This window comes from Synechocystis sp. FACHB-383 (assembly GCF_014698605.1).
Classification (GTDB): Bacteria; Cyanobacteriota; Cyanobacteriia; order Cyanobacteriales; family Microcystaceae; genus Synechocystis; species Synechocystis salina.
In genome coordinates this window covers 20,938-47,810 of the sequence record NZ_JACJTJ010000051.1, presented here as the reverse complement: position 1 = coordinate 47,810, position 26,873 = coordinate 20,938, and the positions used below count along the sequence as shown (strand labels likewise).

At 48.3% G+C, this 26,873-nt stretch carries 31 protein-coding genes; 11 read left to right on the top strand and 20 right to left on the bottom strand.

The window, feature by feature from the left end; all coding sequences use genetic code 11:
• Nucleotides 1-80 precede the first annotated feature (80 nt).
• The gene (locus H6G45_RS16295; RefSeq protein WP_190599450.1) at nt 81-512 is read right to left on the bottom strand and encodes a VOC family protein; all 432 of its coding nucleotides are present in this window, start codon (nt 510-512) and stop codon (nt 81-83) included.
• Between the two features lie 171 nt (nt 513-683).
• Between H6G45_RS16295 and H6G45_RS16290 the strand changes: the two genes are divergently transcribed.
• On the top strand, nt 684-2,708 hold the full coding sequence (locus H6G45_RS16290; protein WP_190599449.1) for a DNA polymerase III subunit gamma/tau: 2,025 nt from the start codon (nt 684-686) through the stop codon (nt 2,706-2,708).
• Nucleotides 2,709-2,746: 38 nt separating this feature from the next.
• On the opposite strand, the gene H6G45_RS16285 is transcribed toward H6G45_RS16290, so the two are convergent.
• Nucleotides 2,747-2,971, bottom strand: coding sequence for a hypothetical protein (locus H6G45_RS16285; RefSeq protein ID WP_190599448.1), 225 nt, complete (start codon nt 2,969-2,971; stop codon nt 2,747-2,749).
• Between the two features lie 194 nt (nt 2,972-3,165).
• On the opposite strand from H6G45_RS16285, the gene ileS reads away from it, so the two are divergent.
• On the top strand, nt 3,166-6,036 hold the full coding sequence (ileS, locus tag H6G45_RS16280) for an isoleucine--tRNA ligase (protein ID WP_190599447.1): 2,871 nt from the start codon (nt 3,166-3,168) through the stop codon (nt 6,034-6,036).
• A gap of 127 nt (nt 6,037-6,163) precedes the next feature.
• Here the strand turns inward: ileS and H6G45_RS16275 are convergent, their stop codons facing one another.
• The 5 genes from H6G45_RS16275 to H6G45_RS16255 form a co-directional block, all read right to left on the bottom strand.
• The gene (locus tag H6G45_RS16275; RefSeq protein WP_190599446.1) at nt 6,164-7,033 is read right to left on the bottom strand and encodes an aldose epimerase; all 870 of its coding nucleotides are present in this window, start codon (nt 7,031-7,033) and stop codon (nt 6,164-6,166) included.
• 2 nt (nt 7,034-7,035) lie between these two features.
• Nucleotides 7,036-7,374: an antibiotic biosynthesis monooxygenase gene (locus H6G45_RS16270; protein ID WP_190599445.1), complete on the bottom strand. Its 339-nt coding sequence runs from the start codon at nt 7,372-7,374 to the stop codon at nt 7,036-7,038.
• Nucleotides 7,375-7,517: 143 nt separating this feature from the next.
• Nucleotides 7,518-8,369, bottom strand: a complete 852-nt coding sequence (locus H6G45_RS16265; protein WP_190599444.1) for a methyltransferase domain-containing protein — start codon at nt 8,367-8,369, stop codon at nt 7,518-7,520.
• A gap of 105 nt (nt 8,370-8,474) precedes the next feature.
• Nucleotides 8,475-9,758, bottom strand: coding sequence for a TldD/PmbA family protein (locus H6G45_RS16260; protein ID WP_190599443.1), 1,284 nt, complete (start codon nt 9,756-9,758; stop codon nt 8,475-8,477).
• On the bottom strand, nt 9,755-9,949 hold the full coding sequence (locus tag H6G45_RS16255) for a hypothetical protein (RefSeq protein WP_190599442.1): 195 nt from the start codon (nt 9,947-9,949) through the stop codon (nt 9,755-9,757). Before H6G45_RS16255 ends, H6G45_RS16260 begins: the two co-directional genes overlap by 4 nt.
• Nucleotides 9,950-9,994: 45 nt before the next feature.
• On the opposite strand from H6G45_RS16255, the gene H6G45_RS16250 reads away from it, so the two are divergent.
• A complete protein-coding gene (locus H6G45_RS16250) occupies nt 9,995-10,462 on the top strand; it encodes an ABA4-like family protein (RefSeq protein ID WP_190599441.1) in 468 nt (155 codons plus the stop codon).
• Between the two features lie 136 nt (nt 10,463-10,598).
• Here H6G45_RS16250 and pntB read toward each other — a convergent pair whose 3' ends face one another.
• The 5 genes from pntB to pntA all read right to left on the bottom strand — a co-directional run bounded on the left by pntB (nt 10,599) and on the right by pntA (nt 14,732).
• Complete coding sequence (gene pntB / locus H6G45_RS16245) at nt 10,599-12,041, bottom strand: Re/Si-specific NAD(P)(+) transhydrogenase subunit beta (protein WP_190599440.1); 1,443 nt, start codon at nt 12,039-12,041, stop codon at nt 10,599-10,601.
• Nucleotides 12,042-12,080: 39 nt separating this feature from the next.
• Nucleotides 12,081-12,305, bottom strand: coding sequence for a type II toxin-antitoxin system HicB family antitoxin (locus H6G45_RS16240; RefSeq protein WP_190599439.1), 225 nt, complete (start codon nt 12,303-12,305; stop codon nt 12,081-12,083).
• Between the two features lie 123 nt (nt 12,306-12,428).
• Nucleotides 12,429-12,566: a hypothetical protein gene (locus H6G45_RS16235; protein ID WP_242018210.1), complete on the bottom strand. Its 138-nt coding sequence runs from the start codon at nt 12,564-12,566 to the stop codon at nt 12,429-12,431.
• A 5-nt stretch (nt 12,567-12,571) separates the two neighbouring features.
• Nucleotides 12,572-13,111: a hypothetical protein gene (locus H6G45_RS16230; RefSeq protein ID WP_190599438.1), complete on the bottom strand. Its 540-nt coding sequence runs from the start codon at nt 13,109-13,111 to the stop codon at nt 12,572-12,574.
• A 28-nt stretch (nt 13,112-13,139) separates the two neighbouring features.
• The gene (pntA, locus tag H6G45_RS16225) at nt 13,140-14,732 is read right to left on the bottom strand and encodes a Re/Si-specific NAD(P)(+) transhydrogenase subunit alpha (protein WP_190599437.1); all 1,593 of its coding nucleotides are present in this window, start codon (nt 14,730-14,732) and stop codon (nt 13,140-13,142) included.
• Nucleotides 14,733-14,851: 119 nt separating this feature from the next.
• Between pntA and H6G45_RS16220 the strand changes: the two genes are divergently transcribed.
• The gene (locus tag H6G45_RS16220) at nt 14,852-15,235 is read left to right on the top strand and encodes a zinc-ribbon domain containing protein (RefSeq protein ID WP_199309818.1); all 384 of its coding nucleotides are present in this window, start codon (nt 14,852-14,854) and stop codon (nt 15,233-15,235) included.
• Nucleotides 15,236-15,385: 150 nt separating this feature from the next.
• Nucleotides 15,386-16,213 carry a 1,4-dihydroxy-2-naphthoyl-CoA synthase gene (menB, locus tag H6G45_RS16215; protein ID WP_190599436.1) on the top strand — a complete coding sequence of 276 codons (828 nt, stop codon included), beginning with the start codon at nt 15,386-15,388 and terminating at the stop codon, nt 16,211-16,213.
• An 84-nt stretch (nt 16,214-16,297) separates the two neighbouring features.
• Here the strand turns inward: menB and H6G45_RS16210 are convergent, their stop codons facing one another.
• The 4 genes from H6G45_RS16210 to H6G45_RS16195 form a co-directional block, all read right to left on the bottom strand.
• On the bottom strand, nt 16,298-16,561 hold the full coding sequence (locus H6G45_RS16210) for a hypothetical protein (RefSeq protein ID WP_190599435.1): 264 nt from the start codon (nt 16,559-16,561) through the stop codon (nt 16,298-16,300).
• A gap of 364 nt (nt 16,562-16,925) precedes the next feature.
• Nucleotides 16,926-17,888, bottom strand: coding sequence for a glutathione synthase (gene gshB, locus H6G45_RS16205; RefSeq protein ID WP_190599434.1), 963 nt, complete (start codon nt 17,886-17,888; stop codon nt 16,926-16,928).
• A gap of 79 nt (nt 17,889-17,967) precedes the next feature.
• A complete protein-coding gene (grxC, locus tag H6G45_RS16200) occupies nt 17,968-18,231 on the bottom strand; it encodes a glutaredoxin 3 (protein WP_190599433.1) in 264 nt (87 codons plus the stop codon).
• 111 nt (nt 18,232-18,342) lie between these two features.
• Complete coding sequence (locus H6G45_RS16195; RefSeq protein ID WP_190599432.1) at nt 18,343-18,522, bottom strand: hypothetical protein; 180 nt, start codon at nt 18,520-18,522, stop codon at nt 18,343-18,345.
• A gap of 132 nt (nt 18,523-18,654) precedes the next feature.
• Between H6G45_RS16195 and H6G45_RS16190 the strand changes: the two genes are divergently transcribed.
• The 3 genes from H6G45_RS16190 to H6G45_RS16180 all read left to right on the top strand — a co-directional run bounded on the left by H6G45_RS16190 (nt 18,655) and on the right by H6G45_RS16180 (nt 20,657).
• The gene (locus H6G45_RS16190) at nt 18,655-19,545 is read left to right on the top strand and encodes an alpha/beta hydrolase (RefSeq protein WP_190599431.1); all 891 of its coding nucleotides are present in this window, start codon (nt 18,655-18,657) and stop codon (nt 19,543-19,545) included.
• Nucleotides 19,546-20,046: 501 nt separating this feature from the next.
• On the top strand, nt 20,047-20,313 hold the full coding sequence (locus tag H6G45_RS16185; RefSeq protein WP_190599430.1) for a hypothetical protein: 267 nt from the start codon (nt 20,047-20,049) through the stop codon (nt 20,311-20,313).
• Nucleotides 20,310-20,657, top strand: coding sequence for a type II toxin-antitoxin system PemK/MazF family toxin (locus H6G45_RS16180; protein WP_190599429.1), 348 nt, complete (start codon nt 20,310-20,312; stop codon nt 20,655-20,657). The genes H6G45_RS16185 and H6G45_RS16180 overlap by 4 nt, the downstream gene beginning before the upstream one ends.
• Nucleotides 20,658-20,689: 32 nt before the next feature.
• Here H6G45_RS16180 and H6G45_RS16175 read toward each other — a convergent pair whose 3' ends face one another.
• Complete coding sequence (locus H6G45_RS16175) at nt 20,690-22,060, bottom strand: cytosine deaminase (RefSeq protein ID WP_190599428.1); 1,371 nt, start codon at nt 22,058-22,060, stop codon at nt 20,690-20,692.
• A gap of 165 nt (nt 22,061-22,225) precedes the next feature.
• Between H6G45_RS16175 and H6G45_RS16170 the strand changes: the two genes are divergently transcribed.
• The 3 genes from H6G45_RS16170 to H6G45_RS16160 all read left to right on the top strand — a co-directional run bounded on the left by H6G45_RS16170 (nt 22,226) and on the right by H6G45_RS16160 (nt 24,928).
• The gene (locus H6G45_RS16170; protein WP_190599427.1) at nt 22,226-22,654 is read left to right on the top strand and encodes a GtrA family protein; all 429 of its coding nucleotides are present in this window, start codon (nt 22,226-22,228) and stop codon (nt 22,652-22,654) included.
• A 35-nt stretch (nt 22,655-22,689) separates the two neighbouring features.
• Nucleotides 22,690-24,132 carry a hypothetical protein gene (locus H6G45_RS16165; RefSeq protein ID WP_190599426.1) on the top strand — a complete coding sequence of 481 codons (1,443 nt, stop codon included), beginning with the start codon at nt 22,690-22,692 and terminating at the stop codon, nt 24,130-24,132.
• Between the two features lie 619 nt (nt 24,133-24,751).
• Nucleotides 24,752-24,928 carry a (2Fe-2S)-binding protein gene (locus H6G45_RS16160; RefSeq protein ID WP_190599425.1) on the top strand — a complete coding sequence of 59 codons (177 nt, stop codon included), beginning with the start codon at nt 24,752-24,754 and terminating at the stop codon, nt 24,926-24,928.
• A 71-nt stretch (nt 24,929-24,999) separates the two neighbouring features.
• On the opposite strand, the gene H6G45_RS16155 is transcribed toward H6G45_RS16160, so the two are convergent.
• From H6G45_RS16155 to H6G45_RS16145, 3 genes are read right to left on the bottom strand one after another with little or no spacing between them, the layout of a single operon-like run.
• A complete protein-coding gene (locus tag H6G45_RS16155) occupies nt 25,000-25,542 on the bottom strand; it encodes a DUF192 domain-containing protein (protein WP_190599424.1) in 543 nt (180 codons plus the stop codon).
• Between the two features lie 36 nt (nt 25,543-25,578).
• Entirely contained in the window at nt 25,579-26,460 is an 882-nt protein-coding gene (locus H6G45_RS16150; RefSeq protein ID WP_190599423.1) for an alpha/beta fold hydrolase, read from the bottom strand.
• A 45-nt stretch (nt 26,461-26,505) separates the two neighbouring features.
• Nucleotides 26,506-26,850, bottom strand: coding sequence for a histidine triad nucleotide-binding protein (locus tag H6G45_RS16145; RefSeq protein ID WP_190599422.1), 345 nt, complete (start codon nt 26,848-26,850; stop codon nt 26,506-26,508).
• Nucleotides 26,851-26,873: the final 23 nt, after the last annotated feature.

Below are 26,873 nucleotides of genomic sequence, written 5' to 3'. Positions count from 1 at the left end.
GAATTTTCTTGATGCAACTACTTTTTGCCATCGAAATGAGTAGTTCTTAGCCCATAATCTTAAGTGATAAATATATCTGACTAGCGATCGCCAATGGCCACAAATTCCTTCACCCCAAAAATTGCTTCCCGGTGACGGTACCATTTGAATTCCAGGTAATTATGGAAGGGGTCAGCTAGGAAAAAAGTGCGATGTTCTGTCAATTCCCCTCCAAAACGGAGCTTGGGCGGTAAATGATAGGCAATGCCCTGGGCTTCCACTCTTTCACAGAGGGCAAACCAATCCGCTTCAGCGGTGAACACTAAACCAAAATGCCGGGGATAAATGCCCTGTTGTTTTACCAATGGCTCCAGAGTAACGTGGGCCACTACTTGATGGCCATAGAAATTCAGAATTACCGCCTTATCGGTTTCTCTACCGGCCTTGGCCCCCAGGCGATCGCAGTAAAATTCCTTAGTTTTCGGAATATCATTAACGGGGATGGCGAGGTGGAAAATAATGGGGGCTGTCATCGGCATTGCACTCCAGCCTTACAAATAAATCGGCACTGACCTTCCTATTCTAAGCTTCTTGCCCCTTGCCTTTGCCTGCCCCGTCACAGGCTGTTAACTTGACCTCTTTTTTTTGCCTTTTGGAGTTAGGCTGAGAATCCCCCTGTTTGTCGATCGCCCGGTTACCCCGCAATGGCCTACGAACCTCTGCACCATAAATATCGCCCCCAGACCTTTGCGGACTTAGTGGGCCAAACGGCGATCGCCGCTACGCTGAGCAATGCCATTGCCCAGGAGCGCATTGTTCCTGCTTACCTATTCACCGGCCCCAGGGGAACGGGCAAAACCTCTTCGGCGAGAATTTTAGCCAAGTCCCTAAACTGCATTGCCGGCGATCGGCCCACGGCCACCCCCTGCGGTCAATGTGCTACCTGTCGGGCCATTACCAACGGTTCCGCTTTAGACGTCATTGAAATTGATGCGGCTAGTAATACAGGGGTAGATAATATTCGAGAAATTATTGAACGGGCCCAATTTTCTCCAGTACAATGTCGGTATAAAGTATATGTGATCGATGAATGTCATATGCTTAGTACGGCCGCATTTAATGCTCTATTGAAAACCTTGGAGGAGCCGCCGGAAAGGGTTGTTTTTGTTTTGGCCACCACCGATCCCCAGCGGGTGCTACCCACCATCATTTCCCGCTGTCAAAGATTTGATTATCGCCGCATTCCTCTAGAAGCAATGGTTAGCCATCTACGGTACATTGCCCAGCAAGAACAGATTCATATTGACGACCCGGCTTTGACCCTAGTGGCCCAAATTGCCAATGGCGGTTTACGGGATGCAGAAAGTTTACTCGATCAACTAAGTTTACTCCCCGATCTAATTACCCCTGATAAGGTTTGGGATCTGGTGGGGGCAGTGCCAGAGCAGGATTTATTGACTCTCCTAGAGGCGATCGCCAGTGACGATGCAGAAACACTATTGGGCACCTGTCGGCAAATTTTAAACCGGGGACGGGAACCCCTGGTGGTATTACAAAACCTAGCAAGCTTTTACTTAAACTTACTCATTGCCCAAACTGCTCCCCAACGGTCGGATTTAGTAGCGGTGACAGCGGAAACTTGGCAAGCACTCTGCGGTCTGGCTCCCCAGTGGGAGAGGGGGATAATTTTACAAGGACAACAAAAACTGAAGGAGAGTGAAATCCAAATTCGCAATACCACCCAACCCCGACTCTGGTTGGAGGTGACCCTGTTGGGCTTGTTACCATCAGCCTGTGCAGTAGCAACCGTTGCAACTCAGCAATCTTCAGCCAAAGCATCTGGGGTCCAACGGACAACCCAGGCAAAACCCAGTAATGTGGTCGCCTTTCCCAGTGGCCAGCATAACCGTCTGACGGTGGTGGATTCCCCCATTACCCCGCCGCCCCCCACTTCTGAAACCGTTGCTGTGGAACAGAATGAAGTCGTAGATGACTCCAGCTCGAAGCCAACCAAATACCATGGCGACTTAACTCAACTGTGGGCAGAAACCTTAAACAACCTAGGCGCCCTTAGTCAGTCCTTATTTAAATCCTTTGGTGCTTTAGTTGGCTTAGTGGGCAACAATGCCACTGTGAGTGTCACTACCCAACAATTGCTGAAAATTGCGGCAGGTAAAAAAGATGAACTGGAAGCGGCCCTAGGGCAGGCCTGTGGCCAATCGGTGAAAGTTAATTTGGTAGTGGGCAAATCATCTAATCCAGAGCAGTCTTCCGTTAGTACTCCTCCGCCCCCTAGCCATACTAAACCACCAGCTTTTACCCCGGAACCGAGTCATCCTCCGACAAAAACCGTAGCGTCTACTCCCCCTGCATCCCCACCGATCGCCTCTGGAACGGCCACCTCAGAAATTAAGCCTTCCCCCCGACGGGAATCCCATAGTCAGTCCAGACCAACATCGCCACCGGAACCAGTCAGCGAAGCCCTTCCTCCAGAAAATATTAGTGAAACTGCCACCCGTAAGGCGATCGAGCAGTTTGCCAAAAATTTTGACGGGGAAATTGTGGCGTCCGATGCTACTCCCCAACCGGGGGCCGATAATGGCGATGATGTGCCAACAGCACCAGCCCAGCCTCCCATGGACCACAACGGCCATCTTCAAACGAACCAACCCACCGTGCTCAACCGACCGGCGATCGTCCCGGAGGAAGAAGAGGATTTACCTTTTTAGTGCCTGTTGCTCAGGTCTGACTTTTCCCCTAACCACACCTATGGCTTTTCGGCAAAGAAGCCCTTAACTTTTTCCACCCCTGTTTGCACATCCTGCCAAGACAGTTTGAGCAGGGAAAACACCCCCACAAATACCAGGGCAATGCCAATCAAAAAATTACTATCAGCCAAAAACAAACCCACAATGACAATGAAATAGGGGGAAAGAATAGCACTAACTTTTTCCACCACCTGGACGGTTTCGGTCTGTTTTGGTTCATTCATGGCCGGTTGTTCCAGAAAAATGAGCAGGTTGATAGACGATCATCCCTTGGAATTATACTGGGCCGCCAGGGTAGATCAAGCAAAGACCAGCCTATGGCGATCGCCGAGGGGGGAGTAAAACAGCGGTGGATGGGTTAGGAAAACGGGGTAAAATCAACAAGTATTCCTATGCACAACTCTGCCCTAAAGCCACTGTGACTGAAGCCAAAAGTTATAAAGACACCGTTAACTTGCCCCAAACCCGCTTTGATATGCGGGCCAATGCCAGCAAAAGAGAGCCGGAAATTCAGCAATATTGGCAGGAAAAAGGAATTTACGCCGACCTAGCAGACCATAACCCCAAAGATTTGTTTGTGCTCCACGACGGGCCGCCCTACGCCAACGGCGCTCTCCACATGGGCCATGCCCTCAATAAAGTCCTTAAGGATATTATTAATAAATATAAACTATTACAGGGGCACAAAGTTCACTATGTCCCCGGTTGGGACTGCCATGGCTTACCGATTGAACTCAAAGTTCTGCAAAGCCTAAAAAGCAGTGAACGGGCGGAGTTAACCCCTCTCACTCTGCGCCACAAAGCCAGGGATTTTGCCCTCAAAGCCCAGCAGGAACAGGCCGTGGGTTTCCAGCGTTACGGCATTTGGGGGGATTGGCAAAAACCCTATTTAACTCTGACCCCGGAATATGAAGCGGCCCAAATTGGCGTATTTGGAGCCATGGCCCTCAAGGGTTACATCTATCGAGGCCTAAAACCCGTCCATTGGAGTCCCAGTTCCCGCACGGCTTTGGCAGAAGCGGAGTTGGAATACCCCGAAGGCCACACTTCCCGCAGCATTTATGTTGGTTTTCCCATCACCGAGGCGGGAGAAAAGGCTACGGAAATTCTAGCGCCCTACATTGATGATTTAGCGGTGGCTATCTGGACTACCACTCCCTGGACTCTACCCGGTAACTTAGCCGTGGCATTGAACCCAGATTTAACCTACGCAGTGGTGCAAACGGAATCCCATATTTTCCAGAACAGTTACCTAATTGTGGCATTGGATTTGGTGGAAAAATTAAGTGAAACCTTTGGGGTGCAGTTAACCGTTAAAGCCACCATCAAAGGGGAAGCCCTGGAAAATACCCAGTATCGCCATCCCCTATATGACCGGGTTAGCCCCATTGTCATTGGTGGGGATTATGTCACCACGGAATCGGGTACGGGATTAGTCCACACCGCCCCAGGGCACGGTCAGGAAGATTACATTGTGGGGCAACGGTACAGCTTACCAATTTTGTCCCCAGTGGATGGGGCCGGCAATTTAACGGCGGAAGCGGGGCAGTTTGCTGGTTTAAATGTGCTTAAAGATGCCAATGAAGCGATTATTAATGCCCTCCAAGACAAGAAAGCGTTGCTGAAGGAAGAGGCCTATGAGCATAAATATCCCTACGATTGGCGCACCAAAAAACCGACTATTTTCCGAGCCACGGAACAGTGGTTTGCCTCGGTGGCAGGTTTTCGAGATCAAGCCCTAAAAGCCATCAAAGAAGTTACTTGGATTCCTGCCCAAGGAGAAAATCGCATTACCCCCATGGTTGGCGATCGCAGTGATTGGTGTATTTCCCGTCAGCGGGCTTGGGGTGTGCCCATTCCCGTATTTTACGACGATGAAACCAATGAGCCTTTGTTAACGGAGGAAACCATTAACCATGTGCAACGGATTATTGCCCAAAAAGGGTCCGATGCCTGGTGGGAATTGACAGTAGAGGAACTGCTACCGGAGGCATACCGGAACAATGGCCGTACCTACCGCAAAGGGGAAGACACTATGGACGTGTGGTTTGATTCTGGTTCTTCCTGGGCGGCGGTGGCGGACAATCGGCCAGAACTGAAATACCCGGTGGATCTGTACTTGGAAGGTTCCGACCAGCATCGGGGTTGGTTCCAGTCCAGCTTGCTCACCAGCGTGGCGGTGAATGGTATTGCCCCCTATAAAACGGTGTTAACCCATGGTTTTGTCCTCGATGAAAAGGGCCATAAAATGAGTAAGTCCTTGGGTAATGTGGTAGATCCTTACCAAATCATCAATGGCGGTAAAAATCAAAAACAGGAACCCGCCTATGGGGCAGACGTTTTACGGCTTTGGGTGGCGTCGGTGGACTATGCCAATGATGTGCCCATTGGTCAAGGCATTCTGAAGCAGTTGGTGGATGTGCGCAACAAAATCCGCAATACGGCCCGGTTTTTACTGGGTAACTTGCATGATTTTAATCCTGAAACCGATGCAGTGGCTTATGAAGATTTGCCAGAATTAGACCGTTATATGTTGCACCGTATGACGGAAGTATTTACGGAGGTAACGGAAGCCTACGAAAGTTTCCAATTCTTTAAGTTTTTCCAAACGGTACAAAACTTTTGTGTGGTGGATTTATCCAACTTTTACTTAGACATTGCTAAAGACCGTTTGTATATTTCTGCCCCCGATGCTCCCCGCCGCCGCAGTTGCCAAACCGTACTCCAGTTAGCGTTGGAAAATTTGGTCAAGGCCATCGCCCCGGTGTTGTGTCATTTGGCGGAAGATATTTGGCAATTTTTACCCTATGAAAAGCCAGCGGAATCGGTTTTCCAAGCCGGTTGGGTAACCATGGATTCCCATTGGGTGCAGCCAGAATTAGCCCAAACCTGGGTGAAGCTACGGCAACTACGCACAGAAGTTAATAAGGTGATGGAATCGGCCCGTACCGCTAAGGCGATCGGTGCGTCTTTGGAAGCTAAGGTCTTAATCCACACTAACGACGACCATTGGTCCCAATTACTACAGCGTTATAACCGAGAAGAATCCAATCATGTGGATACTCTGCGTTATTTGTTGTTGGCTTCCCAAGTGGAATTGTTGGAGGATACGGCTGGAATTAATGCCTTGCAATTCAAGACTTCAACAGATGCGTTAAGCCTAGGCATTACCAATGCAGATGGTCATAAATGTGAGCGTTGCTGGAATTATTCCACCCAAGTGGGTAGTTTTAGCGATGATCCCAGCATTTGTGAACGGTGCAACGAGGCTCTCCAGGGAAAATTTTAGATCTTCATGGTCTGAACAGAGTTAATTGAGCCATAGTTCAAGGGATAGTTTTGGGGGTTTTCACGCCCCCATTCCTTAAGTTGAAACTGCCAATAGGCTCTTAACTCAAGGGAAAAGGGTAGGAAAATTATTCCATTGACACCTGAAAATTCACCCAGGCAGAACGGGAAGAATAGGGTTCCACCCAGGCCAATTGCTCTCCGCTATTGAGGGCATTGCGGGGGCCACTCCAGGGTTCGAGGCAAAGATAGTCCTTCCCTGCCACAGTCCAAAACACCAGGGTTTGGTACAGTTCACTGAAGCTAACTTCTATCTTTACATTCCGGTCTGGGTCGATAAAATTGGCCCTTGGCTGGGAAATTTGGGTAAAGGCTAAATCCAATTCCGGGGCAGTGAGATCCAGTTGACCACCATAGCCATGGCGATCGCCAGTTTTTTGGTCTAGGTAGTCATCAGCGGGAATTGCCAACGTAACTCCCAGTTTCTCTCGGCAAAAAAAGTAGGGATGCAAGCCAAGCGAAAAGGGCATCCGTTGATCGCCAAGGTTAGCAATACGTTGTTCAATGCGGAGATTATGGCCCTGGAGTTGATAGCGAAAAACTAGTTCAAATGCAAAGGGAAAAACCTCGAGGGTGGCATCATTATGGCTCAATCGCAAATCCAACTGGGCGCTTGCTTGGGTTTGCTGGCCGATTACTTCCCAGGGTAGATCCCGCGCAAAACCATGTTGTCTGAGGCGATAACTTTTACCGTCGTAGTTGAACTGATCATGGGGCAGATTGCCGCAAATGGGAAATAAAATCGGGATTCCCCCCCGCACCGACAGGGATGGATCTTGAAACCGCTCTTCGTCAAAATATAGGACGGGTTGACCTTGAATGGTCCAATTGGTAACCAGACCGCCCCGCCCCGGCACGAGGGAAAGTCGAGCCAAACTTTGATCATCTTCCAGATGGTAGGTTAACGGGCGATCAGGGGTAAAACTAATGTTGTACATGGTTAACAGAGCACCTTACCGTAGGCTTCCACCTCACTACAAACTTCGTAAATATTGGTAACCGGAGGAATATTGAATAAAGGGCCCATTTCATCCAGAATTTTGCGGTGGACTTCCGTTTGATTCGCTTCCATGTCTTCGATGGTATTCCAGAGAATCACAGCAATGCCTTCATCGGAATTGGGTTTTCTCAGTAGGAAGGCACCCTTAAAGCCGCTTTTATAGGTGGAAATAGCCTTTTCATACAACCGTTGGGCCTCCGCAAACCGACCGGGTTTAAATTCTCCGATCGCCACATAGGCGCATTTATGTTGTAGGCAGTCAAAAAATTCGGCGGACATAGTTGTTCTCTCCGGCGGTGAAGGGGCTTTACTTTACTTATACGCCTAGGCTTTGGCCAGCAAGACAAATTAGTCATTATTCTTAACTTTCCCCCTGCCCAGGGTAAATCCCCGTTACCACAATGGCGATCGCCCCCAGAAATTTAAGCAAGTTTTTGCCAAAGTTGGATTTCATAGCATAAATGATCCCGAAAAATATTCCCAGCCTGTAATCCTTCCTGCACCAAGGCTTTGGCTTGTTTACCTAAAAAGTAGTCGAAAATTTTATACAGGGGGGGGACTGCAATCCTAACTAAACTGGCCAAATAAGTTAAAGTTGAAACGCCAAAGGTCTGAAAACTTTGCACACAAAGATCCAGAGTTGGTACAATTTGTTGAGAAATATCATCACTGTCGAGCAGAATAAAACCAGCCTTTTCCATCACCATCTGCAATTCATCTTTAATCAAACAATTGGAAAACATTCCTGTCTGATACTGCGCATTTTTACGAAACATGTCAGCCAGTAGCACATAACCTCCTGGTTTCACCAAGAATTTCGCTCCATCGGCAATGGTATCTGAAGCCATATATTGAGTACTTTCACTAAAAAGCAACAAATCATATTTGGGAGCGGAACTAATCCGTTGTAAATCTTCTATAAATCCTTGGAAAGTATTGCTATTAAAGCGAGCTTTACCTGCGGTCTTTTGTAAAAAATTGGACTCCTGAAAAGGATCTGGAGCAATGCCTTCCACTTGTAAACCTTTGCCAATTAGCTGACTGGCATTGTCCCCGTTGCCACACCCCACATCCAGTACGGTTTCGATATTCTGCGGTAAAAATGAAAGCAAATGGTCAGTATATTGCTCCTGGGCATGGCGAAGTTTTGCCATAGTTAAATCATCTTCTGTCTCCGGAACTGGTTGCCAATAACCATAGTGGAGATGGGAAGATCCTGTCAGATCTTGATAGTACTGAAGCGCAGCGTTTTGATAGCGAGTAACATTATTCATTCAATTACAGTACCATCAAAGCCTAGATAAATAACCGTTGGGCAATTCCTGGCCGGATTTTTTCCAATGGCAGTCAAACCAAAATTACGTTGCTCAAATATAGCGCTAGGCAGTGATGGATACCCCATCTAAAATAATTGACGGAGTGGCACAGGAACCCTGCCAACGGCGGTCTGAACCCAAAGCGATAATCTGACTTAATAGTTCATAAACATTGCCAGAAACCATGGTGTCCTTCACCCTGCCGGTAATTTCCCCGTTCTGCACTCGATAGCCCAAATCAACATTGATGGAAAAATCACCGGAAATATCCGCTCCGCCCCCAAGGATTTGATCAACAACTAAGCCATTGCCCAATTTTTTCAGTAATTGGTCAAAGCTAGCGGTTCCCGGTGTGATTAGCATATTGACCAAACCCGGTTGGGGGGCACTGCCTAAGCTGGGACGAAAGCCGTTACCCGTGGTGGTTGTGCCTAATTTTTCCGCCGTTTCTTGGTCGGTGTAAAACTGGGCAATGGTTCCCTCTTTAATCAAAGCCAGTTTTTGGGTGGGGCTCCCTTCATCGTCAAAGGGGCAATCAAAGGGAATGGCGCCGGGATCTTGATTAATATGTAGTCCTTCAATGGCCACAGTTTGTCCTAATTTTTCCGCCCACGGGGAGGAACCTTCCGTTACCCGTTGCCCATGGAGGGCTTCCCCCACCGTGTCCCACAGTAAACCGGCGGCCCCACTGGTGAGCAAGATGGGCATTTTGCCCCCCTGAATTTGTTGATTAATTTCTGCCCAAAGCAAACGTTGCCGCAGATTTTTCACTACCTGTTGGACGTTGGCTTGACCCCGACATTGCTCCCCATCGTAAATAGCCAAAAAATCTTCCCCCCTAATCCATTCCACCCCGAAATAGTAGCTCAAACTTCTCTCGGTCCAGGTACAATCCAAACCTTCACTGTTGATGAGGCGAGTACTGTCGGTGCTACAGGCTAATTCCCCACTACAAAGCACTTCTGGAAACTCTGACTGTAAACTGGCGATCGCCGTTTGGCCCCAATCAATTAATTGTTCGACGGAAAAATCCTCACCCAAGCTTTCCCGATAATCTTGACGGGGATTAGTGAAGCGGGGCGGATTGGGAGGATTCAAGGCTGCTAGGGCCAAGGCTTTTTCAACTAAAACCCCAGGCTCCACCGGCCCATAGGCCACCGCTAAACCGGCCTGACCATTTTTCCACAGCCGCAGGGCTACCCCTTCCGATTCGGAACTTTCCAACTGCTTTAACCGATTAGCCTCAAAGAAAACCGGCCGAGAAAAGGAACGGGAGTAATAAACTTCAGCGCTTTCCGCTCCGGCTCGTTGGGCTTGGTCAAGGTAAACCGATAGATCGGTGGTCATGGCAAAAAATCAAACTTAATTCTTTCCCCATTATCAACCCCCACTGCTGAATGGAGGGCGATCGCCGCCACAATGCAATAATCACCAAGTAGTTGACGGCCTAACCACGTACAATAGACTTCCGTCGTCAACTGTAGTCGCTGGAAGTGCCCCAATCTCCTCAAAACCACAGTTGAACCTTGCCAGACCACTCAAAATTCGCCAGGATCAGTAACACTCCTGCGGACTATTTCTTTATGCTCCTTTCTTCGACGGCAACGGAACTTATTTTTAACGTTAGTAATCTAGGGGTTCTACCGTTCTGGGCCCTGATGATCCTTCTACCGGGATGGCAGGGAACCCAAAAGGTGATGCAGTCATTCATTCCCCTGGCCCTTTTGGCGGTTGTTTATTTGCTCTTATTCATTAATTCCCTGGGATCAACATCGGCCGCCGCCCTGGCTAGCCCGGAATTGGGGGTAATTGCCCAGGCCTTTAGCGACCCCAGTATCATGGCTGTCGGTTGGATACATTACTTGGTGATGGATCTGTTTGTCGGACGCTGGATCTATTGGCAAGGGCGAGAAACGGGCATCTGGACGACCCATTCCCTGATTTTGTGCTTGTTTGCCGGGCCCATCGGTCTTTTATCCCATTTCCTGACCACGGCGATCGTTCAAAAATGGCCAAAATCTTCTTCTTCCCTGGCCTCCACCGATACGTAAACCCGCCAGCCCCAATCTCTGGCCCACACCCGCCTAATTATCTTTGGTGTGGATAACCATCAATAACCGTTGGCAAAAATAGGGGAAATTGTCCACTTCCCCCATTCGCCAATTGATTAGGTTTTCAGTGGTGATCCTAGGCAGAAACTAGAACCCTATCGCCACTGGTCGCCTCGTCCTTGGCCCGTAGTTGGGTCAAAATGGCATCGACATTTTTCTTGGCATCCCCGAATAGCATTTGGGTATTTTCCTTATAAAACAAAGGATTTTCCACGCCGGCATAACCAGAAGCCATACTCCGTTTCATCACCACCACCTGTTTAGCTTTCCACACTTCCAACACCGGCATGCCGGCGATCGCACTGGTGGGATCTTCCAATGCACTGGGATTGACCGTGTCATTGGCTCCAATCACCAACACCACATCGGTTTCGGGGAAATCTTCGTTAATTTCGTCCATTTCCAGCACCACATCATAGGGCACATTAGCTTCCGCTAGTAAAACGTTCATGTGACCGGGAAGACGGCCAGCGACGGGGTGAATACCAAACCGAACGGCAATGCCCTTTTCTTTGAGCAATTTGGTGATTTCTGCCACGGGATGCTGGGCTTGGGCCACCGCCATACCGTAACCAGGGGTAATGATTACACTCTGGGCATCGAGTAATTCCTCTGCCACTTCTTCCGCACTGGTTTTAGTAACCGTACCAGTTACCTCCTGGGCCGGCCCCGTAGAAGCTTTACTAGAACCTTCTCCAAACCCACCAAGGATAACGCTGATGAAGGAACGGTTCATGGCTTTACACATGATGTAGCTCAGAATTGCGCCACTGCTGCCCACTAAAGCTCCGGTAATAATCAGCAAATCGTTGGAGAGCATAAAGCCCGCCGCCGCCGCCGCCCAACCGGAATAGCTGTTGAGCATGGAAATTACCACGGGCATATCTGCCCCCCCGATCGCCGCGACGAGATGGAGCCCCAACACTCCGGCAATGGCAGTCATAATCAGCAGTGACGTTAAACCAGCGGGACTGGCCAACTGCATAAATTGCACGCCGAAAATGACCGTGGCCACCAGTAGGGAAATGTTCAAGAAGTGCCGAGCCGGGAGCATGAGAGGTTTACTGCTAATCAGGGCCCGCAATTTGCCAAAGGCCACAATGGAGCCAGTGAAGGTGACGGCCCCAATAAACACGCCCACGTAAATTTCTATTTGGTGAATGAAGGCTTCGGAACCCGTTAAACTATTTTCCGGGGCCAGGTAATTGGCAATACCTACTAGGACAGCGGCTAAACCGACAAAACTATGCAGAATAGCGACCAATTCTGGCATGGAGGTCATGGCTACCCGGGAAGCTAGGAGAAAACCGATCACCACAGCGGGGATAATCGCCCCGAACAAGGTGGTATAACCGGTAAAACTTCCTCCCAAAGCAGTGGCTAAAAAGGCGATCGCCATACCGGCAATGCCGTAAAGATTTCCCCGGCGGGCCGTTTCCTGGTTGGCTAAACCCCCTAAGCTGAAGATGAATAATATGCTGGCGGCCACATAGGCCACGGTTTGTAAACTGTTAGACATAGAAATTAGTTGGAATTAGTCGGTAATCTTGTGAAATGATTAAGATTTTGCGTAAACCTTTTCGATAATTGGGATCGGATCTCCGTGTTTACGATAGCTTTCTCTCACCCCTTGCCAAGCAATTTCTAACTCAGCAAGGGCGGCCTGAGGAGAATCGGCAAAAGCAGAAACATTGGGCATTTCTACCAAGTAAGCTAACCAATCTCGATCCTTATCTTGAAAAAGATTAATTGTATAATCATTAAAAATATTGGGGAGAGCCATGATCACTCTTGAGAGTAAATTAAGGAATTGTTTAACTTGATAACTCTTTGCTTGGCTGTTGGCTAGATTGATAAGCGATCCTTGTTTGACGAGTATCAGATACGATGACTACCAGTTTGATGATCAAATATCTAGATCAAAATCATCTCGGAGAATTGAACCAAATAGGGCAAGCTCAGTTATTTGCCATTGCTGACAAAATACAGTAATTTTGTCTGGATCAATGGAAATTTTATATTTAAATGCTGGGGAAATTTGCATGGAAACTATCGAGCGATAACGTAGGAAACAGAAATATGGAAACCGGCTTCATGTTGAGTCAATTGAAAGTCTTGGATAATTCTGTTGTCCTTAGGGAATACATCTAATTTGCGCTCAATTAACTCCTCAACAAAAACTCTTAAATCCTGCGTCGCTTCCATACTTTCTGGGTCGAGGGGATTGGCCAAACCCGAAAAAAAACTTTCCATAAGCTTTTCTCGTCCACTTTCAGGAAATACGGCACAATTCCAGGCTAATACTGCCAACTCAAAGAAAAATTCCCTTTCTTCATAGGAGTCTTCATCATCAAGAAAGGGGGCGACAAATTGCTCCAAAACCATAGACATCTTTCTCATGCCCTTCGGTTTTTCAACAAAGGTAATGCCTTTATTCTGCTCATCATTTTCAAGCTTTTCTTTAAATTGATCGTAAGCCGCTAATTCCTTTTTCCTAATAGATTGAGGAGTAGGCTCCCTTCTTGGTGATTTCTTAGCATGGGTTTCTTCGTGAAATAACCGTTGAAATTCTTTCGATTTTCTAGCCATGGTTGAGGACCTCTTAGCTCAAAACAAATTACTTCCTAAACATTTTTAGCATCCGCTGGGTAACTAAAAATCCCCCAGCAATGTTGATTGTTCCCACTAAAATGGCGATCGCCCCCAGAATGGTAGTGGGACTATTCAACGGCCCAGAAATTTGGAGCATGCCGCCGATGATGATGATGCCACTAATGGCGTTGGTTACACTCATCAAAGGGGTATGGAGAGCCGGAGCCACATTCCAAATTAATTGCCAGCCCACCACACAGGCCAACACAAACACAGTGAAGTGGGAAAGGAAAGAAGTTGGTGCCCCCACCCCAATGCCCACCAAGGCGATCGCCGCTAGGGCTAGCCAGAGAAAATTACTAGAGCCAGACTTTTTGGCAGACTTGGCCTCGCTTTCCACCACGGTTACCGCTGGTTTAGTTGGTTGGGGAGGGCTGGGGGGATTAATTTTCGGGGGCGGCCAGGTAACTTTGCCTTCATGGGATACCAATGCCCCCCGGATTACCTCATCTTCCAAATCCACCTTAAAGTCTTCCGAGCCCCCCATGTCCTTGAGCAAATGCCAAAGATTAGTGCCATACAGTTGGCTGGATTGACTGGCCATGCGACTGGGTAAATCGGTGTAGCCAATGATGGTTACGCCTTGGTAATCGTAAACCTCACCGGGTTTAGTAACTTCACAATTTCCTCCTTGCTCCGCCGCTAGATCTACCACGACGGAACCGGCCCGCATGGATTTCACCATTGCTTCGGTAATTAACTTGGGAGCAGGACGACCAGGAATTAACGCTGTGGTGATAATAATGTCCACCTCCTGGGCCTGGGCTGCAAATAACGCCATTTCCGCCGCAATGAATTCTTCACTCATGGTCTTGGCGTAACCGCCTTGTCCTGTGCCATCTTCTTTGAAATCCAGCAGGAGAAACTCGCCGCCTAAACTTTCCACCTGTTCTTTGACCACTGGGCGGGTATCAAAGGCCCGTACGATCGCCCCTAAACTTTTGGCCGCCCCGATCGCCGCTAGACCGGCCACCCCGGCCCCAATGACTAGAACTTTGGCCGGGGGAACTTTGCCCGCTGCGGTAATTTGCCCGGTGAAAAAGCGTCCAAACCGATTAGCCGCTTCAATTACAGCCCGATAACCGGCAATGTTGGCCATGGAACTAAGGGCATCTAGCTTCTGGGCCCGGCTGATCCGGGGCACCGCATCCATGGCTAGCACGGTGATATTTTTGGCGGCCAATTTCTCCAGCAGTTCTGGACTCTGGGCGGGCCAAATGAAACTAATTAGGGTCTTACCCTCCGGCAACTCATCCACTTCCTCCGGAGCAGGGGGACGCACCTTGAGAATAATATCCGCTTGGTTAAATAACGTTTGGCGATCGCCAACGATTTGACAACCGAGGGCTTCGTAGAGTGCATCAGCAAAATCAGCCCGACTGCCGGCCCCCGTTTCTAGCAGGAGGTCAAAGCCCAACTTTTGTAGCTTTTTCGCGGTGTCAGGGGTCATGGCCACCCGACATTCCTGGTCAAAGCACTCCCTGGGCACCCCAATCTTTTTCGGGGCTGGGGCAGAAGTAAGGGGAGCAACAGCAGTGGCTGGGGCGGCAATGGTCATGGAAAAAAAATTGGAATAAACACTGGGTTCCTAACTTGCATACTAAAGCGATCATCAAAGTTTTGGGCCAATTTCTTAGAATTGAACAGTTAAGATTGTTTGACAACCAAGTTTTAGCCATGACTAGGCGCAAGGCAAAAAAGCAAAAATTGGAAGCCGCCAGACTCCGCCGAGTTAAGCAAAGAGGCCCCATAAATCCCTGTGATCCCAACGTTATTCCACCAGCGGAAGCCATCATGGCCAATCCCCAGGCATTGAGCCATAACAACACCTATGGACCCATGCCCAGATTCTATGTGGACCAATTGGTGCAATGTCGTCAGTGCGGCAAAGAAGAGGTCTGGAGGGCCGAGGCCCAGCAATGGTGGTACGAAGTGGCCAAGGGCAATATCAATTCCAAGGCCGTACTCTGTCGAGCCTGTCGAGCTGTGGAACAACAAATGAAAACAGAGGCCAGAAAGGTACACCAAAATGGCTTAGCCCTGAAGGAAAAACTTGATTAGCCTGATTTTAGGATTGGGCGCAATGGTCATGGGGTATATTGATTGTCGCTTCAGATTCCCTATTACTATCCAACGGCGATCGGGCACAAGGAGAGTGAAACCTTCACCCTGCAACCGTAAGATAGGTAAGGATTGCTCAGGAGGGAACCCATGGATTGGCACGTTGCAAAAAATTACGAGGATATTCTCTATTACAAAGCCGGTGGCATCGCCAAAATTGTCATCAACCGTCCCCATAAACGCAACGCCTTCCGTCCCCAAACCGTTTTTGAACTCTATGATGCGTTTTGTAACGCCCGGGAAGATAGCCGCATTGGTGTAGTGCTACTAACCGGAGCTGGGCCCCACAGTGATGGCAAGTATGCGTTTTGTTCCGGTGGTGACCAATCTGTCCGGGGGGAAGGGGGTTATATCGACGATCAAGGCACTCCCCGCCTCAACGTGCTTGATTTGCAACGGTTAATTCGCTCCATGCCCAAGGTTGTCATCGCCCTAGTAGCTGGCTATGCCATTGGCGGTGGCCACGTTTTGCATCTGGTGTGTGACCTAACCATTGCTGCGGATAACGCTGTTTTTGGCCAAACTGGGCCGAAAGTCGGTAGTTTTGACGGAGGCTTTGGTTCCAGTTACTTAGCTCGTATTGTCGGGCAAAAAAAAGCTAGGGAAATTTGGTATCTCTGTCGGCAATACTCAGCCCAGGAAGCCGAACGCATGGGCATGGTCAACACCGTTGTCCCCGTCGATCGCCTGGAGGAAGAAGGTATCCAATGGGCCAAGGAAATTCTGAGCAAAAGTCCTTTGGCCATCCGTTGTCTCAAAGCTGCTTTCAACGCTGACTGTGACGGCCAAGCCGGGCTACAAGAACTAGCTGGCAATGCCACCCTACTTTATTACATGACCGCCGAGGGTAGTGAAGGCAAACAAGCCTTTTTGGAAAAACGCTCCCCTGATTTTAGCCAATATCCCTGGTTGCCCTAACTCCCACAATGAACGTTCCGCGCCATCGGTCCCAAGCTATCTAGTAAGTCCTAACCAACCCCGCCATATCCAAAAACGTCTTGCCTAGGCCGCTTCGGCCGTGATCATAGTTTCTGAGGGCTCTTCCACCGCATCGTCCTTGGTGGTGAGGGCATAGGCATGCTCCAAATGAACCACATCTTCAAGGTTTTCCCAAGAACCAGCAAAGGGCCTTGCCGCCAGAGCACAAGCTTTCCATTGGGCCTGTACTGGCACGTTGAGTTGGTTACAAATGCCGCCCCGCCTACCTTCAGCTTGGTAGTAACGGCAATAGCGGCAGGAAGAAGTGACAAAATTGGCAGTTTTCATGGGGGTGCGTGGGGAAATTAGGCAGTTATTAAAGTGTTTGAAAAATATCAGCTCGAACTTTCTAGATATTTATATTTTGCCCTATTCAACCAAGGGGGCAGATCTCCATTAAACTGTTACCCCGTCTGCGTTTACCTGCCCAATGGGAGCAAATTCTCTTCAGGTTGTCTTAATATTCGTTTTACAAATCGATACTTTTGGCGCAGTGCCCAGCCTTAGCGGGTAACAAAATCTTTAAATAATCAAATGGGATGGAACAAAAAAAGACGGGGATCAAGAAAAAACAAGACTAAAATGACTGGTTGCCCAACCAATAATCTTTTTTTAATCAAACTTACTGAGATTGAGATATCTCGATCCCAGGCTAAAATTGCTTTTCTAACCAGTAAATTACCTTTTCTCCCAGGCACACTCCTTCGAGGCGGTCGATCTCCCGGATTCCCGTAGGACTCGTAACATTAACTTCCGTTAGGTATCCTCCGATAACATCAATGCCGACAAAATATAGACCGTCAGCCTGCAATTTGGGTTTTAGTAAAGCGCAAATTTCTGCTTCCCTGGGGGTAATGGTGGTGGGGGCAACTCGACCACCAACTGCCATATTGCCCCGGAATTCCGCCCCACTGGGAATGCGATTGACGGCCCCAATGGGATCACCATCCAGCAAGATAATCCGTTTATCACCGTCCTTGGCAGCGGGTAAAAAACGTTGCACCATTACCGGTTCCCTACCCTGTTGAGTACTAATTTCCACCAGGGAGTTAAAGTTACGATCGCCAGGATCTAGGAATAAAATTCCCTCCCCAGCCTTACCGCCCAGGGGTTTTAACACCGCCGCCCCCTGCTCTTCCAAAAATTGACGGATCAGACCCTTGTCCAAACTAACTACTGTGGGGGGCATCACCGCCGCAAATTGCAGGGTGTACATTTTTTCGTTGGCTTCCCTTAGTCCCTGGGGAGAATTGATCACCATGGTCTCAGTAGGGGCCAATAATTCCAAAATGAAAGTGGCGTAAAGGTACTGGACTGTTACCGGCGGATCCTTACGCATAAACACCGCTTGGCATGCGGTCAGGTCCATCCACTGGGAATCAGACACTTCGTACCAAGGTTGGAAGACTTGCCAGTGGCCATCCACCAAACTCACCGGCTGAAGACGGACCGCCGCCAACTTAGCCCAGGCCTGGCCATTGATAACTGCCAAATCTCCCACTGATGTGACGAAGACTTCATGACCCAATTTTTGGGCCGCCTCCATCATGGCCACGGTGGAATCATGGCCCGGATCGAGTTTTTCTAGGGGATCGACAATAAAAGCCAGTTTCACAGTGGAAATATCCTTGGGATGGGGGCAGAAGCCGTAATGATTAAAGTCAAATAGTACAAATAACGATTAGCTTGCCCAACTATTGGAGCAGGGGGTCTAATTTGCCGGCACTTTCCAGGGCATAGATATCATCACAGCCGCCAATGTGTTGGTCGTCAATAAAAATTTGGGGCAAGCTCCTTCTACCGTTGGCCCTCTCTGCCATGGCCTCTCTCGCTTCGTTATCGCCGTCAATGCAATATTCTTGGAACTCTACCCCTTTACGTTTCAATAGCGCCAGGGCTCTCATGCAAAAGGGGCAGGTGCTCCATGTATAAATTTCAACCTTCGCCGAAACAGCCATGGCCATGCTTAATGTAAAGATTTGTACAGTTCTGATTATAGCTGACCCCGTTCGTGGTTAGTGGGGAGCGACAAGCAATAATTGGCTGACTCCCATGGGCTATGCTCAACCTCAAGGTAACAATGGGCCGTTGGCGATCGCCGCAACGTGGGTAAGCAGACCCATGGTCTCCATTGGCGCTGGCACCATTTCCCCGCGAAAGTCGAGAATTTGTACTAAAACCAAATAGGCTACAGCTAAAATAATCGAGATGGCACCGGTGACAATGGCCACAATTTTGCCTGAATCCATAGTGAGCTCCGCCCCAATTTTTCTGGAGAGATCATTTTCGCCTGATCCTACCACGGGTTCCCCAGAGGGTTTTGGAGCAGACTTGTTCATCCCTAACCACAGATCGCCACTTTTGGCCAGCACCATTTGACTATGATTTCTTCCTTAACCCTCCCCGTACCGGCATTTACCGAAGCAACGTCCTGGGAATGTTGGCGACAAATGCAACAGGTTTCTGTTACCATCTCCGGCCCCAGTCAGTCCAGTGCCATAGCGGTGGATACCAACTTTATCGATCAAGGTCAGGGGGAGCCCATGCTTTTTCTCCATGGCTTTGACAGTTCGGTGTTGGAATTTCGCCGCCTACTGCCCCTAATAAAAAAAGATTTTCGGGCGATCGCCGTTGATCTGTTGGGATTTGGCTTCACAACTAGATCTAAAACATTAGCGCCCACCCCAGCCAACATCAAAATTCACCTAGACCATTTTTGGCAAAAAATTATTCAAGAACCCATTACCTTAGTGGGGGTATCCATGGGGGGAGCAGTGGCCCTAGATTTTTGCCTCAGCTTTCCCGAACGGGTCAAAAAACTAGTGCTAATAGATAGTGCTGGTCTAGCCAAGCAACCCTTTGCCAGTCGGTTAATGTTTCCACCGGTGGATCGCTGGTTAACTAAATTTTTGGCCAATCCTAACGTGCGACAAAGCATTGGCCAGGCCGCCTATTACGACCGGAGTTTGGCCAGTGAGGATGCTCGCCGCTGTGCAGAGGCCCATTTAGCCTGTGCCGGTTGGAGTGAGGGACTGATTGCCTTCACCAAAAGCGGTGGCTATGGCTCCTTTTCCCAGCAGTTGGGGCAAATTACCTCACCGAGCCTGATTATTTGGGGTAAACAAGACAAAATTTTAGGCACTAAAGCCCCGGAACAATTCCGTCGCCTGTTGCCCCAGAGCCAACTACTCTGGCTTGATGCCTGTGGCCATGTGCCTCACTTGGAACAACCGGAAGCTACCGCCGCTGCCCTCAGACAATTTTGTCTATGACCACCAAGATCTAAGATCTCCTCCCTGGTTTTTAGAATTGAGATCAATAAAGGATAACTGCATCCAGCCGGGGGGATTTTCTTTAGGAAAGAATGGAAAAGGAGTATTATCGTTTACTTTGGTTGGCGCCCCATGCTGGTTCAAAACTTGGAACAAAATTAATTTACAAGTGAACTTATCACCCCAATTATCATCTTCAAGTAATGATTTTTACTAGTACATACTTTGCTCGTTGTCTGGGGTTGAAGAGCCTGTGCAATAAAGGTTTTCTAAACATTGACAATACATGGTCTGACTAATTATGGTTGTCGAAGTTAAAAACAATTATAAAGGTGACTATCCCCACGAATTGTTTACTTTTCTGCTAATATGTCCTATATCCGACCAAAGATTATTTTCTCTTCAGTATCTATTTTGCACTGGTTCATCATTGCCTAAGATAATGTTGAAAATTTAAAATTCTTTTGGTTGCCAAGGGTCCACATTTCACACTGCTACATAATGTCTATCAATGCTTACAAACTAGCTACGACATTGACAGAAGATGGCACGCTCCTGCTCCAGGATTTGCCGTGTCCAGCTGGTACTTCCGTAGAAGTTATTGTGTTGGTTGCTCCCCAGGGAATGGTTCTTCCCCAAGCTGAGAGGGCCCAAGGCCCTGCCCCCGGCAAAGTGGGGGAATCTGGGGCTGACTATATGGCCGCCACCGCCGACACTATGACCGAATGGAATTCTGAAGCTGATAATTCTGCATACCGACACCTATGAACACAATTTACGAACAATTTGACGTCGTCATTGTCCCAGTTCCCTTCACGGATAGGCAATCTGATATTCGTCGCCCCGCTTTAATTTTGTCCGACGCCTCTGCTTTTAATAACCGCATTGGTCACAGTGTTATGGCTATGATCACTTCGGCTAAAAATGCGCCTTGGCCCCTCGATACTCCCATTGAAGATACCCGTTCAGCGGGCTTATTCACTCCTTCGGTGGTGAGAATGAAACTGTTTACTCTGGAACATAAGTATATTCTTGACTGCGTTGGTTCCCTCTCCAAGCAAGACCGCTTGATGGTTAAAAGCGCCTTTCCCCACGTTTTTAAGCTTAATTAAGTTAATCAATTCATCGGATTGTCATCGGGTTTTTATGACCCCACTGCCCCAAACCCCATCAAATCATCCAATTCTTGGTATTCCGGTGGGCGATGATGGGTTGGTTTTCCCCTGCGTATTACTAGGCGATCGCCTTGGGAGCGGGAGAAAAGCTCACTGAAGTAACGGGCTGGAAAGATGACAAAATCCGCTGGGCCATCCACAGCAAGGCAACCTTGGTCTGCCAGGTCCATTAATTGGGCCGGGGTGCGATTGACGGTGGCACACCAACGACCGTAGGGGGGATCCAATTGGCCAATGCGTACGGATTGGTTCAATACCTCCAGGCCATCATGGTCACCAAAGGGAAAAAACGGATCCCGACAATTATCACTGGCAAATACAAGGGGAATGCCCTGAGCTTGAATGTCATGAACTTTGGTAATGCCCCGCCAGGCCGGTTTCTGGGGCTGATCGCGGCCCTGGAGATACAGGTTGCACAGGGGCAAACTAATGATGGCAATATTGGCCTGTTTGACTAAATTCAAGGTTTGCTGGACTTGCTGGGGGGATTGCACATCCAAACTGCAACAGTGCCCACAGACAATTTGACCGGTGAAACCAACTTTTAAGGCGATGGCGGCTACTTGATGTAACACTCGAGAGCGGCGATCGCCATTTTCATCAACGTGGAGGTCAATGGCTAAATTCCTGGCCTGGGCAAGGGTAAATAGGCGTGTCAACTCGGCTTCCACTTGGGGGCCAGCATAGGCCACTCCCCCTAAAATTCCTCCCCACTCCACCATCTGATCGGCCAATTTTTCTGCCTCTGGGGTGAGGTAATAGTCGGTGCTTACCATGGCTACCCCCTGCAAAGTCAGGCGATCGGCCCAGGTCTGGCGTAGTTGACGAAAAACTTCCCAAACCATTTGCCCCCTCTGCCCTGCCGATTCTAGATGAGTCCGCACCGCCACTGTGCCATGGGCGTAGCTACACTGGAGACCAAATTCCATTCTGCGGTAAATATCCTCCGGTTGTTGATGGTGGGCCGCATCCCGTTCGGTGCCGGCAATGGCCTCAGCAAAGGTTCCATTTCCATTAGGCGATCGCCCCCAAATATGGCCCTTATCCAGGTGGGTATGCATATCCACAAAACAGGGCAGGATCATCCTTTGCTTCAGATTCACCCTGGGTATGGCGTCATCTTTAACAACATCATTAACGTTTTCCCCCTGCCCAACAGCAATGATGTTTTTAATTGTGCCGTCGGCAATTTCCAGATGATAAAGTCCTAAATCTTCCCAGGGCCTAGGAAAATGAATTTCTTGGGGGTAATTTACCCTAGTTTTGATTAAATCGGGGGGAATATGGGCATTTTCAAGCCAATAATGGCTGTCACTGGGGAAAACCAGAGGGGAAGACATAAAAACAATAATTAGTTTGCCGTTGGATCAACTCAGGGCCAAGCCCCAGGGCTTTGCGTTATCCTCCAAGGGAAAAATTTAGCCCCTGTTTGAGATTAGATACCAATTTTCCTAGAACATTGACCAGTATAATAGCCGGATTATCTGCCCTTTACTGACTTTGCCATGATTACCAGGGAAACTTTGCCCATTTATCTACAACGCCTGTGGCGGAATGCAATGGTGCGCTGGTGGATCATCGGCATTATCGCCATGGTCTTTAACGTTGTCCTGCTGGATTGGTTCAAGGTGTCCCTCGGTATGACCCTCACCTGGGCTTCTGTCCTCTCTGCTGAAGTTATTACCATCATTCGTTACGGGGCGATCGACTTGTGGGTCTTTCGTAATCCCAGCCTTTCTTGGCAACGCTGTTGGGAATACCATGTGGCCAACTTTAGTGGCTTTTTTCTCTGGAGTCTAATTATTGTGATTTTGGGCAATAAGCTGGGCTGGGATCATAAAATAGCGGCGATCGTAGCCACCATGATTACCGTTTTTTGGAGCATGGCCACCAACTTTCTTTGGGTCTGGCGCAAACCAAAAAAGAAAGCTTAATTTACAGATCATTGGTGTGATGGAAGGGATAGATAATGGTAGGTAAAATTTTTTACTTCATTAACGACGAGAAAAACCTTAAATACTGCTTTTTAATTGCAATAGCTGTTACTTTAGGGATTTTTTTGCTCAAGTTCTTTGTCACTGGCTTTGGGGTGTACGGTGATGGATTAGGCTATTACACCCCCTTGAGGTCTTTATTATTTGATGGCAACCTCAGGGTAGATAACGAATATAGTTATTACGCTGAAACCGCAGGCCAATTCAACAGCAGTCCCCGGGTATTTGGACCCATTCCAGAATACAGCAAATACACGGTGGGCCTAGGCATTATTCTATTACCATTCTTTGCCTTTGGCCATCTTGTTGCTCTGATTTTGCATCAGTTCAATAACGCCATTCCCGTCAATGGCATGTCCTGGCCATACGAGTTATTTTACTGTTTAGGAAGCGTTGGTTTAGGCATCACTGGTTTAGCCTTAAGTTATTTATTCGCCCGGCGTTATTTTTCCCATCTCAGTTGTTTATTGGCGGTGACAGGAGTTTGGTTTGCTTCACCATTGAGCTACTACCTATTCATAGAAGTGTCCATGTCCCACGCCGTTTCTGCTTTCCTAATTGCCTTATTTTTATATGGCATATTCACCAAACCTTGGTTAACCAATGGCCGTTGGCAAATTATTCTCGGGCTGGCGATCGCCTTTGCTGCTTGGGTACGGCCCCAGGATGTGCTGTTTTTTATCGCACCTATATTGGTGGCGGCGATCAGTTTTGAAGGAAAATTATCGAATGAGAAAGAAAATAACTTAGCAATTATTAATTGGAGAAACGGAAGTCAAACTATTTTTAGAAATATTACTCAGAGAAAATTTTGGCAACCGCTGCTAATAATGCTGACAGTGGCGGTAATAATGCAAATTCCCCAGCTATTAATTTATCTTTGGCAGTATGGCGGCATTGACCGCATTCCCTATTTAGAAGAGGGGCAAGCTACAGGCCATGGGGGCAGCTTTAATTGGTTGCAACCATCCCTTTGGCAAGTGTTATTCTCCGGTCATCGGGGCCTATTTATTTGGCATCCCATAACCTTACTAGCTGTAGTTGGCTTAGTGCTGGGTTGGCGACTATTGCCCCGTTTAAACACCATTTTTTTGGTAACTTTCCTAGCTCAAGTTTATTTTATTGCCGCTTGGTGGTCTTGGTGGCAGGGAGCTAGTGTGGGGGGGAGAATGTTTAGTAATTGCACTTTTTTATTTGTGTTTGGGATAGCCAGTTTTTGGCAAAAATTTCCCCGTCAACGCTGGCAGAAATGGGCAGTTTTTGCCACAGCTCTTTTTGCTTTCTGGAATATGCTAACTGTTTTGCAATATCAGTCCGGCATGATTCCAGTAGAAGCTCCGGTGACATTGGTAGAGCTATATCAAAATCAATTTAAGGTCATTCCTTTCTTTGTTAGCCATCTTCTGGAAAAATTTTGAATTATGAACGATGGTAGAAGGTCATTGGCTGGTTAAGACTAATTAAAAAATATTGCAGTATACTTAGTGGCATCGGAGTTACTAAGTCATGAAAGTTATGATTTGCAACGGTTGAAGAATTTGCCTGGGGGACACCGCAAAAAAAGAGCAGATTCTGGATCGCCCGATAATTCTGGCGTGGCTAATCTCTTGCATAGACCAAATGCTTGTCAGACAAAGGATTGAGCAATTTTAGTATTTTCCCTAGAAATGGCCTCTGAAGCTTTGGCAGCCAGCCTTTCTTCATAATGGGGGAGCAATGGAAATCCTTCTTGAGAATTTTAAGATACTCAGCCTGGAAATTTGAGCGGGCTATATCAAGGAAAAACCCAGTCTGGGAGCTTGAAACGCAGCAAAAATTTGCAAATAATTTAATTAAATATGAAGCTTCTTAATCTATAAACATCTCTATTTATAAGACTTAATTTAACTAAAGACACCGCATTCTAATTTAAATTTTTTTGCGATCTATGGGAAATAGCCAACAAAAAATTGTTTTTTCTGCCTTCTTGAGGCATAATGAAAATAATTTGCAATAGTCTTTGTTAAATCTCTTATAACAGTTCACAGAAGAACCCTTATGTACATCTGCGTTTGCCGGGGTATCAGCGATAAAGAAATTGAAGCCGCCGCCCAACGGGGCATAACCTCCCTAGAAGAATTGTCCGAGTCCACGGGAGTAGGGGCTGATTGTGGTGTGTGCCAGGGCCATGCTTGCCAGGTGCTAGAGGCGATCGCCAGAAGGAAATTAGCCTAGGTGGGAGTCGGAATAAATTGAGTATTAAGTTGAAAAAATACAAATACTAACGATAAGCTGCAATCTACAAACTATTTGACGGGTACATCCCCTGATAAGGGCAGAAATTCCAGTACTTGGTTGACTTCCAAGCCCAGTTCTTGAGCCCTTCCTGCCTTCAGTTCCAGCACCTGATTAACCTCTTGGCCGAGGGGGCCGTAGTTGGGACAGGGGTTCGCTTTGCAGGGAGGCACGTTGGGAATAATTTGTTTAATCTGCCCATCCCGCAGAAAGATCATATCCAAGGGAATCAAGGTATTTTTCATCCAAAAACGGGCAATTCTTGGCTCAGGGAAAGTGAATAACATTCCCCGATCGCCAGCTAGTTCGGTGCGAAACATCAAGCCTTGGGCCTGTTGGGTGGGAGTTGTCGCCACTTCTAGCAAAATTGTTTCCGAGCCAATCGTTACCTGCGCCGTCAGGGGCAAAGATTCCACCACCGGCGATCGGGAGTAACTGGGACTACACCCCACCGTCCCCATTGCCAATCCAACACCAAAGCCAATGGTTACCAAAGTCCGCAGAATAGATTGGGCTTTAGATTGACCTAAGTTACGGAAAGTCAACGGGGTCATGGCAAACGATGGGGATCAACCCCAAGGGATAGGGGACTAACCAATGGTAGCTAACCAATCCCGCATCAGCCGATTGACGGTGGACGGATCTTCATCGTGGGGACAGTGCCCTGCTGGTAAAAAATGTTCCGTTAACTGGGGATAATGTTGCCGAAACTTGATGCTTCTTTCCTTGACCCGCATCCAGGGATCCCCCTCTCCCCAAATGACCAACAGGGGCGCTTGCAACTTAGCCAGCAATTTGTCCACCATTTCCCCCTGGGGAGATTTGAACACTGAGGCAAACACCTGGGCTGCCCCCGCATCGCAGGAAGGACGGTAAATTTCCTCCACTAGGCGATCGGTCACCGCCGTTTGATCTACGTAAACTTTTTGTAGGGTCTTCCGAATGGTGGGTTTGCGGCGCAAATATTGGAATAGCAAATAACTGGGTAGGGGCTGGAGCATCAAACTTTGGATCATTTTTTGCGCCAAATTGATACTGCGCTCACTAATTTGATCCCCAAATGGCCCGGCGCTGTTGAGCAAGACCACCCCAGCAATTTTGTCGCCACCGTTAGCCGCCGTACAGAGGGCAGCGTAGCCCCCCAGGGAATTGCCCGCCACTACCGTTTTTTCGCCAATCATCTGGTCAATAAAATCCAGTAACTGTTGTTCCCACAGTTGACCACTATATTCCTGGGCGGGTTTAGCCGATCGCCCAAAGCCCAACAAATCAATGGCCCACACCTGGAATTGCTCCTGGAGTTCTTCAATGTTTTTACGCCAATGGTCAGTGGAGGCGCCAAAACCGTGCACTAGCAGTAAAGAGGGCTTATCCGGCTGGGGTTGTCCTGCCCGGACATAGTAAATTTGGTGCCCTTGCCATTGCCAATAATTACCCGTTGGTGCGGTGATCTGGGGCGAAAAGGACTGCATCTTGTTAAGAATTGTTAAGTGAGCTTATTTTCCCATCATAACCCTTTAGCCCGGAGGCCAGCTAAAAGGGCGATCGCCGAGGATATGGAGGTGGAGATGGAACACAGTTTGTCCCACTTCGGCCCCGTTATTGATGACCAGCCGAAACTGATCGCCAATGCCTAAATCCGCCGCCACTTCCTTCGCCTTCAGCAAAAGATGTCCCAGTAGGGCGTGGTCTTCGGGGGTTGCCGCCGACAATTGGGGCAGAGACTTTTTGGGAATTAGGAGCACATGGACTGGGGCCTGGGGGTTAACGTCCTTAAAAGCTAGACAAAGGTCATCTTCATAGACGATTGCCGCTGGAATTTCCCGACGAATAATTTTGCCAAAAATGGTATCTTCTGCCATGGTTTGAACCTCAACTGCCACCA

Excerpts from the sequence above, each read along its gene's own strand:
- H6G45_RS16295 (WP_190599450.1), bottom strand. The coding sequence starts at position 512 with ATGACAGCCCCCATTATTTTCCACCTCGCCATCCCCGTTAATGATATT.
- H6G45_RS16290 (WP_190599449.1), top strand. The coding sequence starts at position 684 with ATGGCCTACGAACCTCTGCACCATAAATATCGCCCCCAGACCTTTGCG.
- H6G45_RS16285 (WP_190599448.1), bottom strand. The coding sequence starts at position 2,971 with ATGAATGAACCAAAACAGACCGAAACCGTCCAGGTGGTGGAAAAAGTT.
- H6G45_RS16275 (WP_190599446.1), bottom strand. The coding sequence starts at position 7,033 with ATGTACAACATTAGTTTTACCCCTGATCGCCCGTTAACCTACCATCTG.
- H6G45_RS16270 (WP_190599445.1), bottom strand. The coding sequence starts at position 7,374 with ATGTCCGCCGAATTTTTTGACTGCCTACAACATAAATGCGCCTATGTG.
- H6G45_RS16265 (WP_190599444.1), bottom strand. The coding sequence starts at position 8,369 with ATGAATAATGTTACTCGCTATCAAAACGCTGCGCTTCAGTACTATCAA.
- H6G45_RS16260 (WP_190599443.1), bottom strand. The coding sequence starts at position 9,758 with ATGACCACCGATCTATCGGTTTACCTTGACCAAGCCCAACGAGCCGGA.
- H6G45_RS16250 (WP_190599441.1), top strand. The coding sequence starts at position 9,995 with ATGCTCCTTTCTTCGACGGCAACGGAACTTATTTTTAACGTTAGTAAT.
- pntB (WP_190599440.1), bottom strand. The coding sequence starts at position 12,041 with ATGTCTAACAGTTTACAAACCGTGGCCTATGTGGCCGCCAGCATATTA.
- H6G45_RS16240 (WP_190599439.1), bottom strand. The coding sequence starts at position 12,305 with ATGGCTCTCCCCAATATTTTTAATGATTATACAATTAATCTTTTTCAA.
- H6G45_RS16235 (WP_242018210.1), bottom strand. The coding sequence starts at position 12,566 with ATGCAAATTTCCCCAGCATTTAAATATAAAATTTCCATTGATCCAGAC.
- H6G45_RS16230 (WP_190599438.1), bottom strand. The coding sequence starts at position 13,111 with ATGGCTAGAAAATCGAAAGAATTTCAACGGTTATTTCACGAAGAAACC.
- pntA (WP_190599437.1), bottom strand. The coding sequence starts at position 14,732 with ATGACCATTGCCGCCCCAGCCACTGCTGTTGCTCCCCTTACTTCTGCC.
- H6G45_RS16220 (WP_199309818.1), top strand. The coding sequence starts at position 14,852 with ATGACTAGGCGCAAGGCAAAAAAGCAAAAATTGGAAGCCGCCAGACTC.
- menB (WP_190599436.1), top strand. The coding sequence starts at position 15,386 with ATGGATTGGCACGTTGCAAAAAATTACGAGGATATTCTCTATTACAAA.
- H6G45_RS16210 (WP_190599435.1), bottom strand. The coding sequence starts at position 16,561 with ATGAAAACTGCCAATTTTGTCACTTCTTCCTGCCGCTATTGCCGTTAC.
- grxC (WP_190599433.1), bottom strand. The coding sequence starts at position 18,231 with ATGGCTGTTTCGGCGAAGGTTGAAATTTATACATGGAGCACCTGCCCC.
- H6G45_RS16195 (WP_190599432.1), bottom strand. The coding sequence starts at position 18,522 with ATGGATTCAGGCAAAATTGTGGCCATTGTCACCGGTGCCATCTCGATT.
- H6G45_RS16190 (WP_190599431.1), top strand. The coding sequence starts at position 18,655 with ATGATTTCTTCCTTAACCCTCCCCGTACCGGCATTTACCGAAGCAACG.
- H6G45_RS16185 (WP_190599430.1), top strand. The coding sequence starts at position 20,047 with ATGTCTATCAATGCTTACAAACTAGCTACGACATTGACAGAAGATGGC.
- H6G45_RS16180 (WP_190599429.1), top strand. The coding sequence starts at position 20,310 with ATGAACACAATTTACGAACAATTTGACGTCGTCATTGTCCCAGTTCCC.
- H6G45_RS16175 (WP_190599428.1), bottom strand. The coding sequence starts at position 22,060 with ATGTCTTCCCCTCTGGTTTTCCCCAGTGACAGCCATTATTGGCTTGAA.
- H6G45_RS16170 (WP_190599427.1), top strand. The coding sequence starts at position 22,226 with ATGATTACCAGGGAAACTTTGCCCATTTATCTACAACGCCTGTGGCGG.
- H6G45_RS16165 (WP_190599426.1), top strand. The coding sequence starts at position 22,690 with ATGGTAGGTAAAATTTTTTACTTCATTAACGACGAGAAAAACCTTAAA.
- H6G45_RS16160 (WP_190599425.1), top strand. The coding sequence starts at position 24,752 with ATGTACATCTGCGTTTGCCGGGGTATCAGCGATAAAGAAATTGAAGCC.
- H6G45_RS16155 (WP_190599424.1), bottom strand. The coding sequence starts at position 25,542 with ATGACCCCGTTGACTTTCCGTAACTTAGGTCAATCTAAAGCCCAATCT.
- H6G45_RS16150 (WP_190599423.1), bottom strand. The coding sequence starts at position 26,460 with ATGCAGTCCTTTTCGCCCCAGATCACCGCACCAACGGGTAATTATTGG.
- H6G45_RS16145 (WP_190599422.1), bottom strand. The coding sequence starts at position 26,850 with ATGGCAGAAGATACCATTTTTGGCAAAATTATTCGTCGGGAAATTCCA.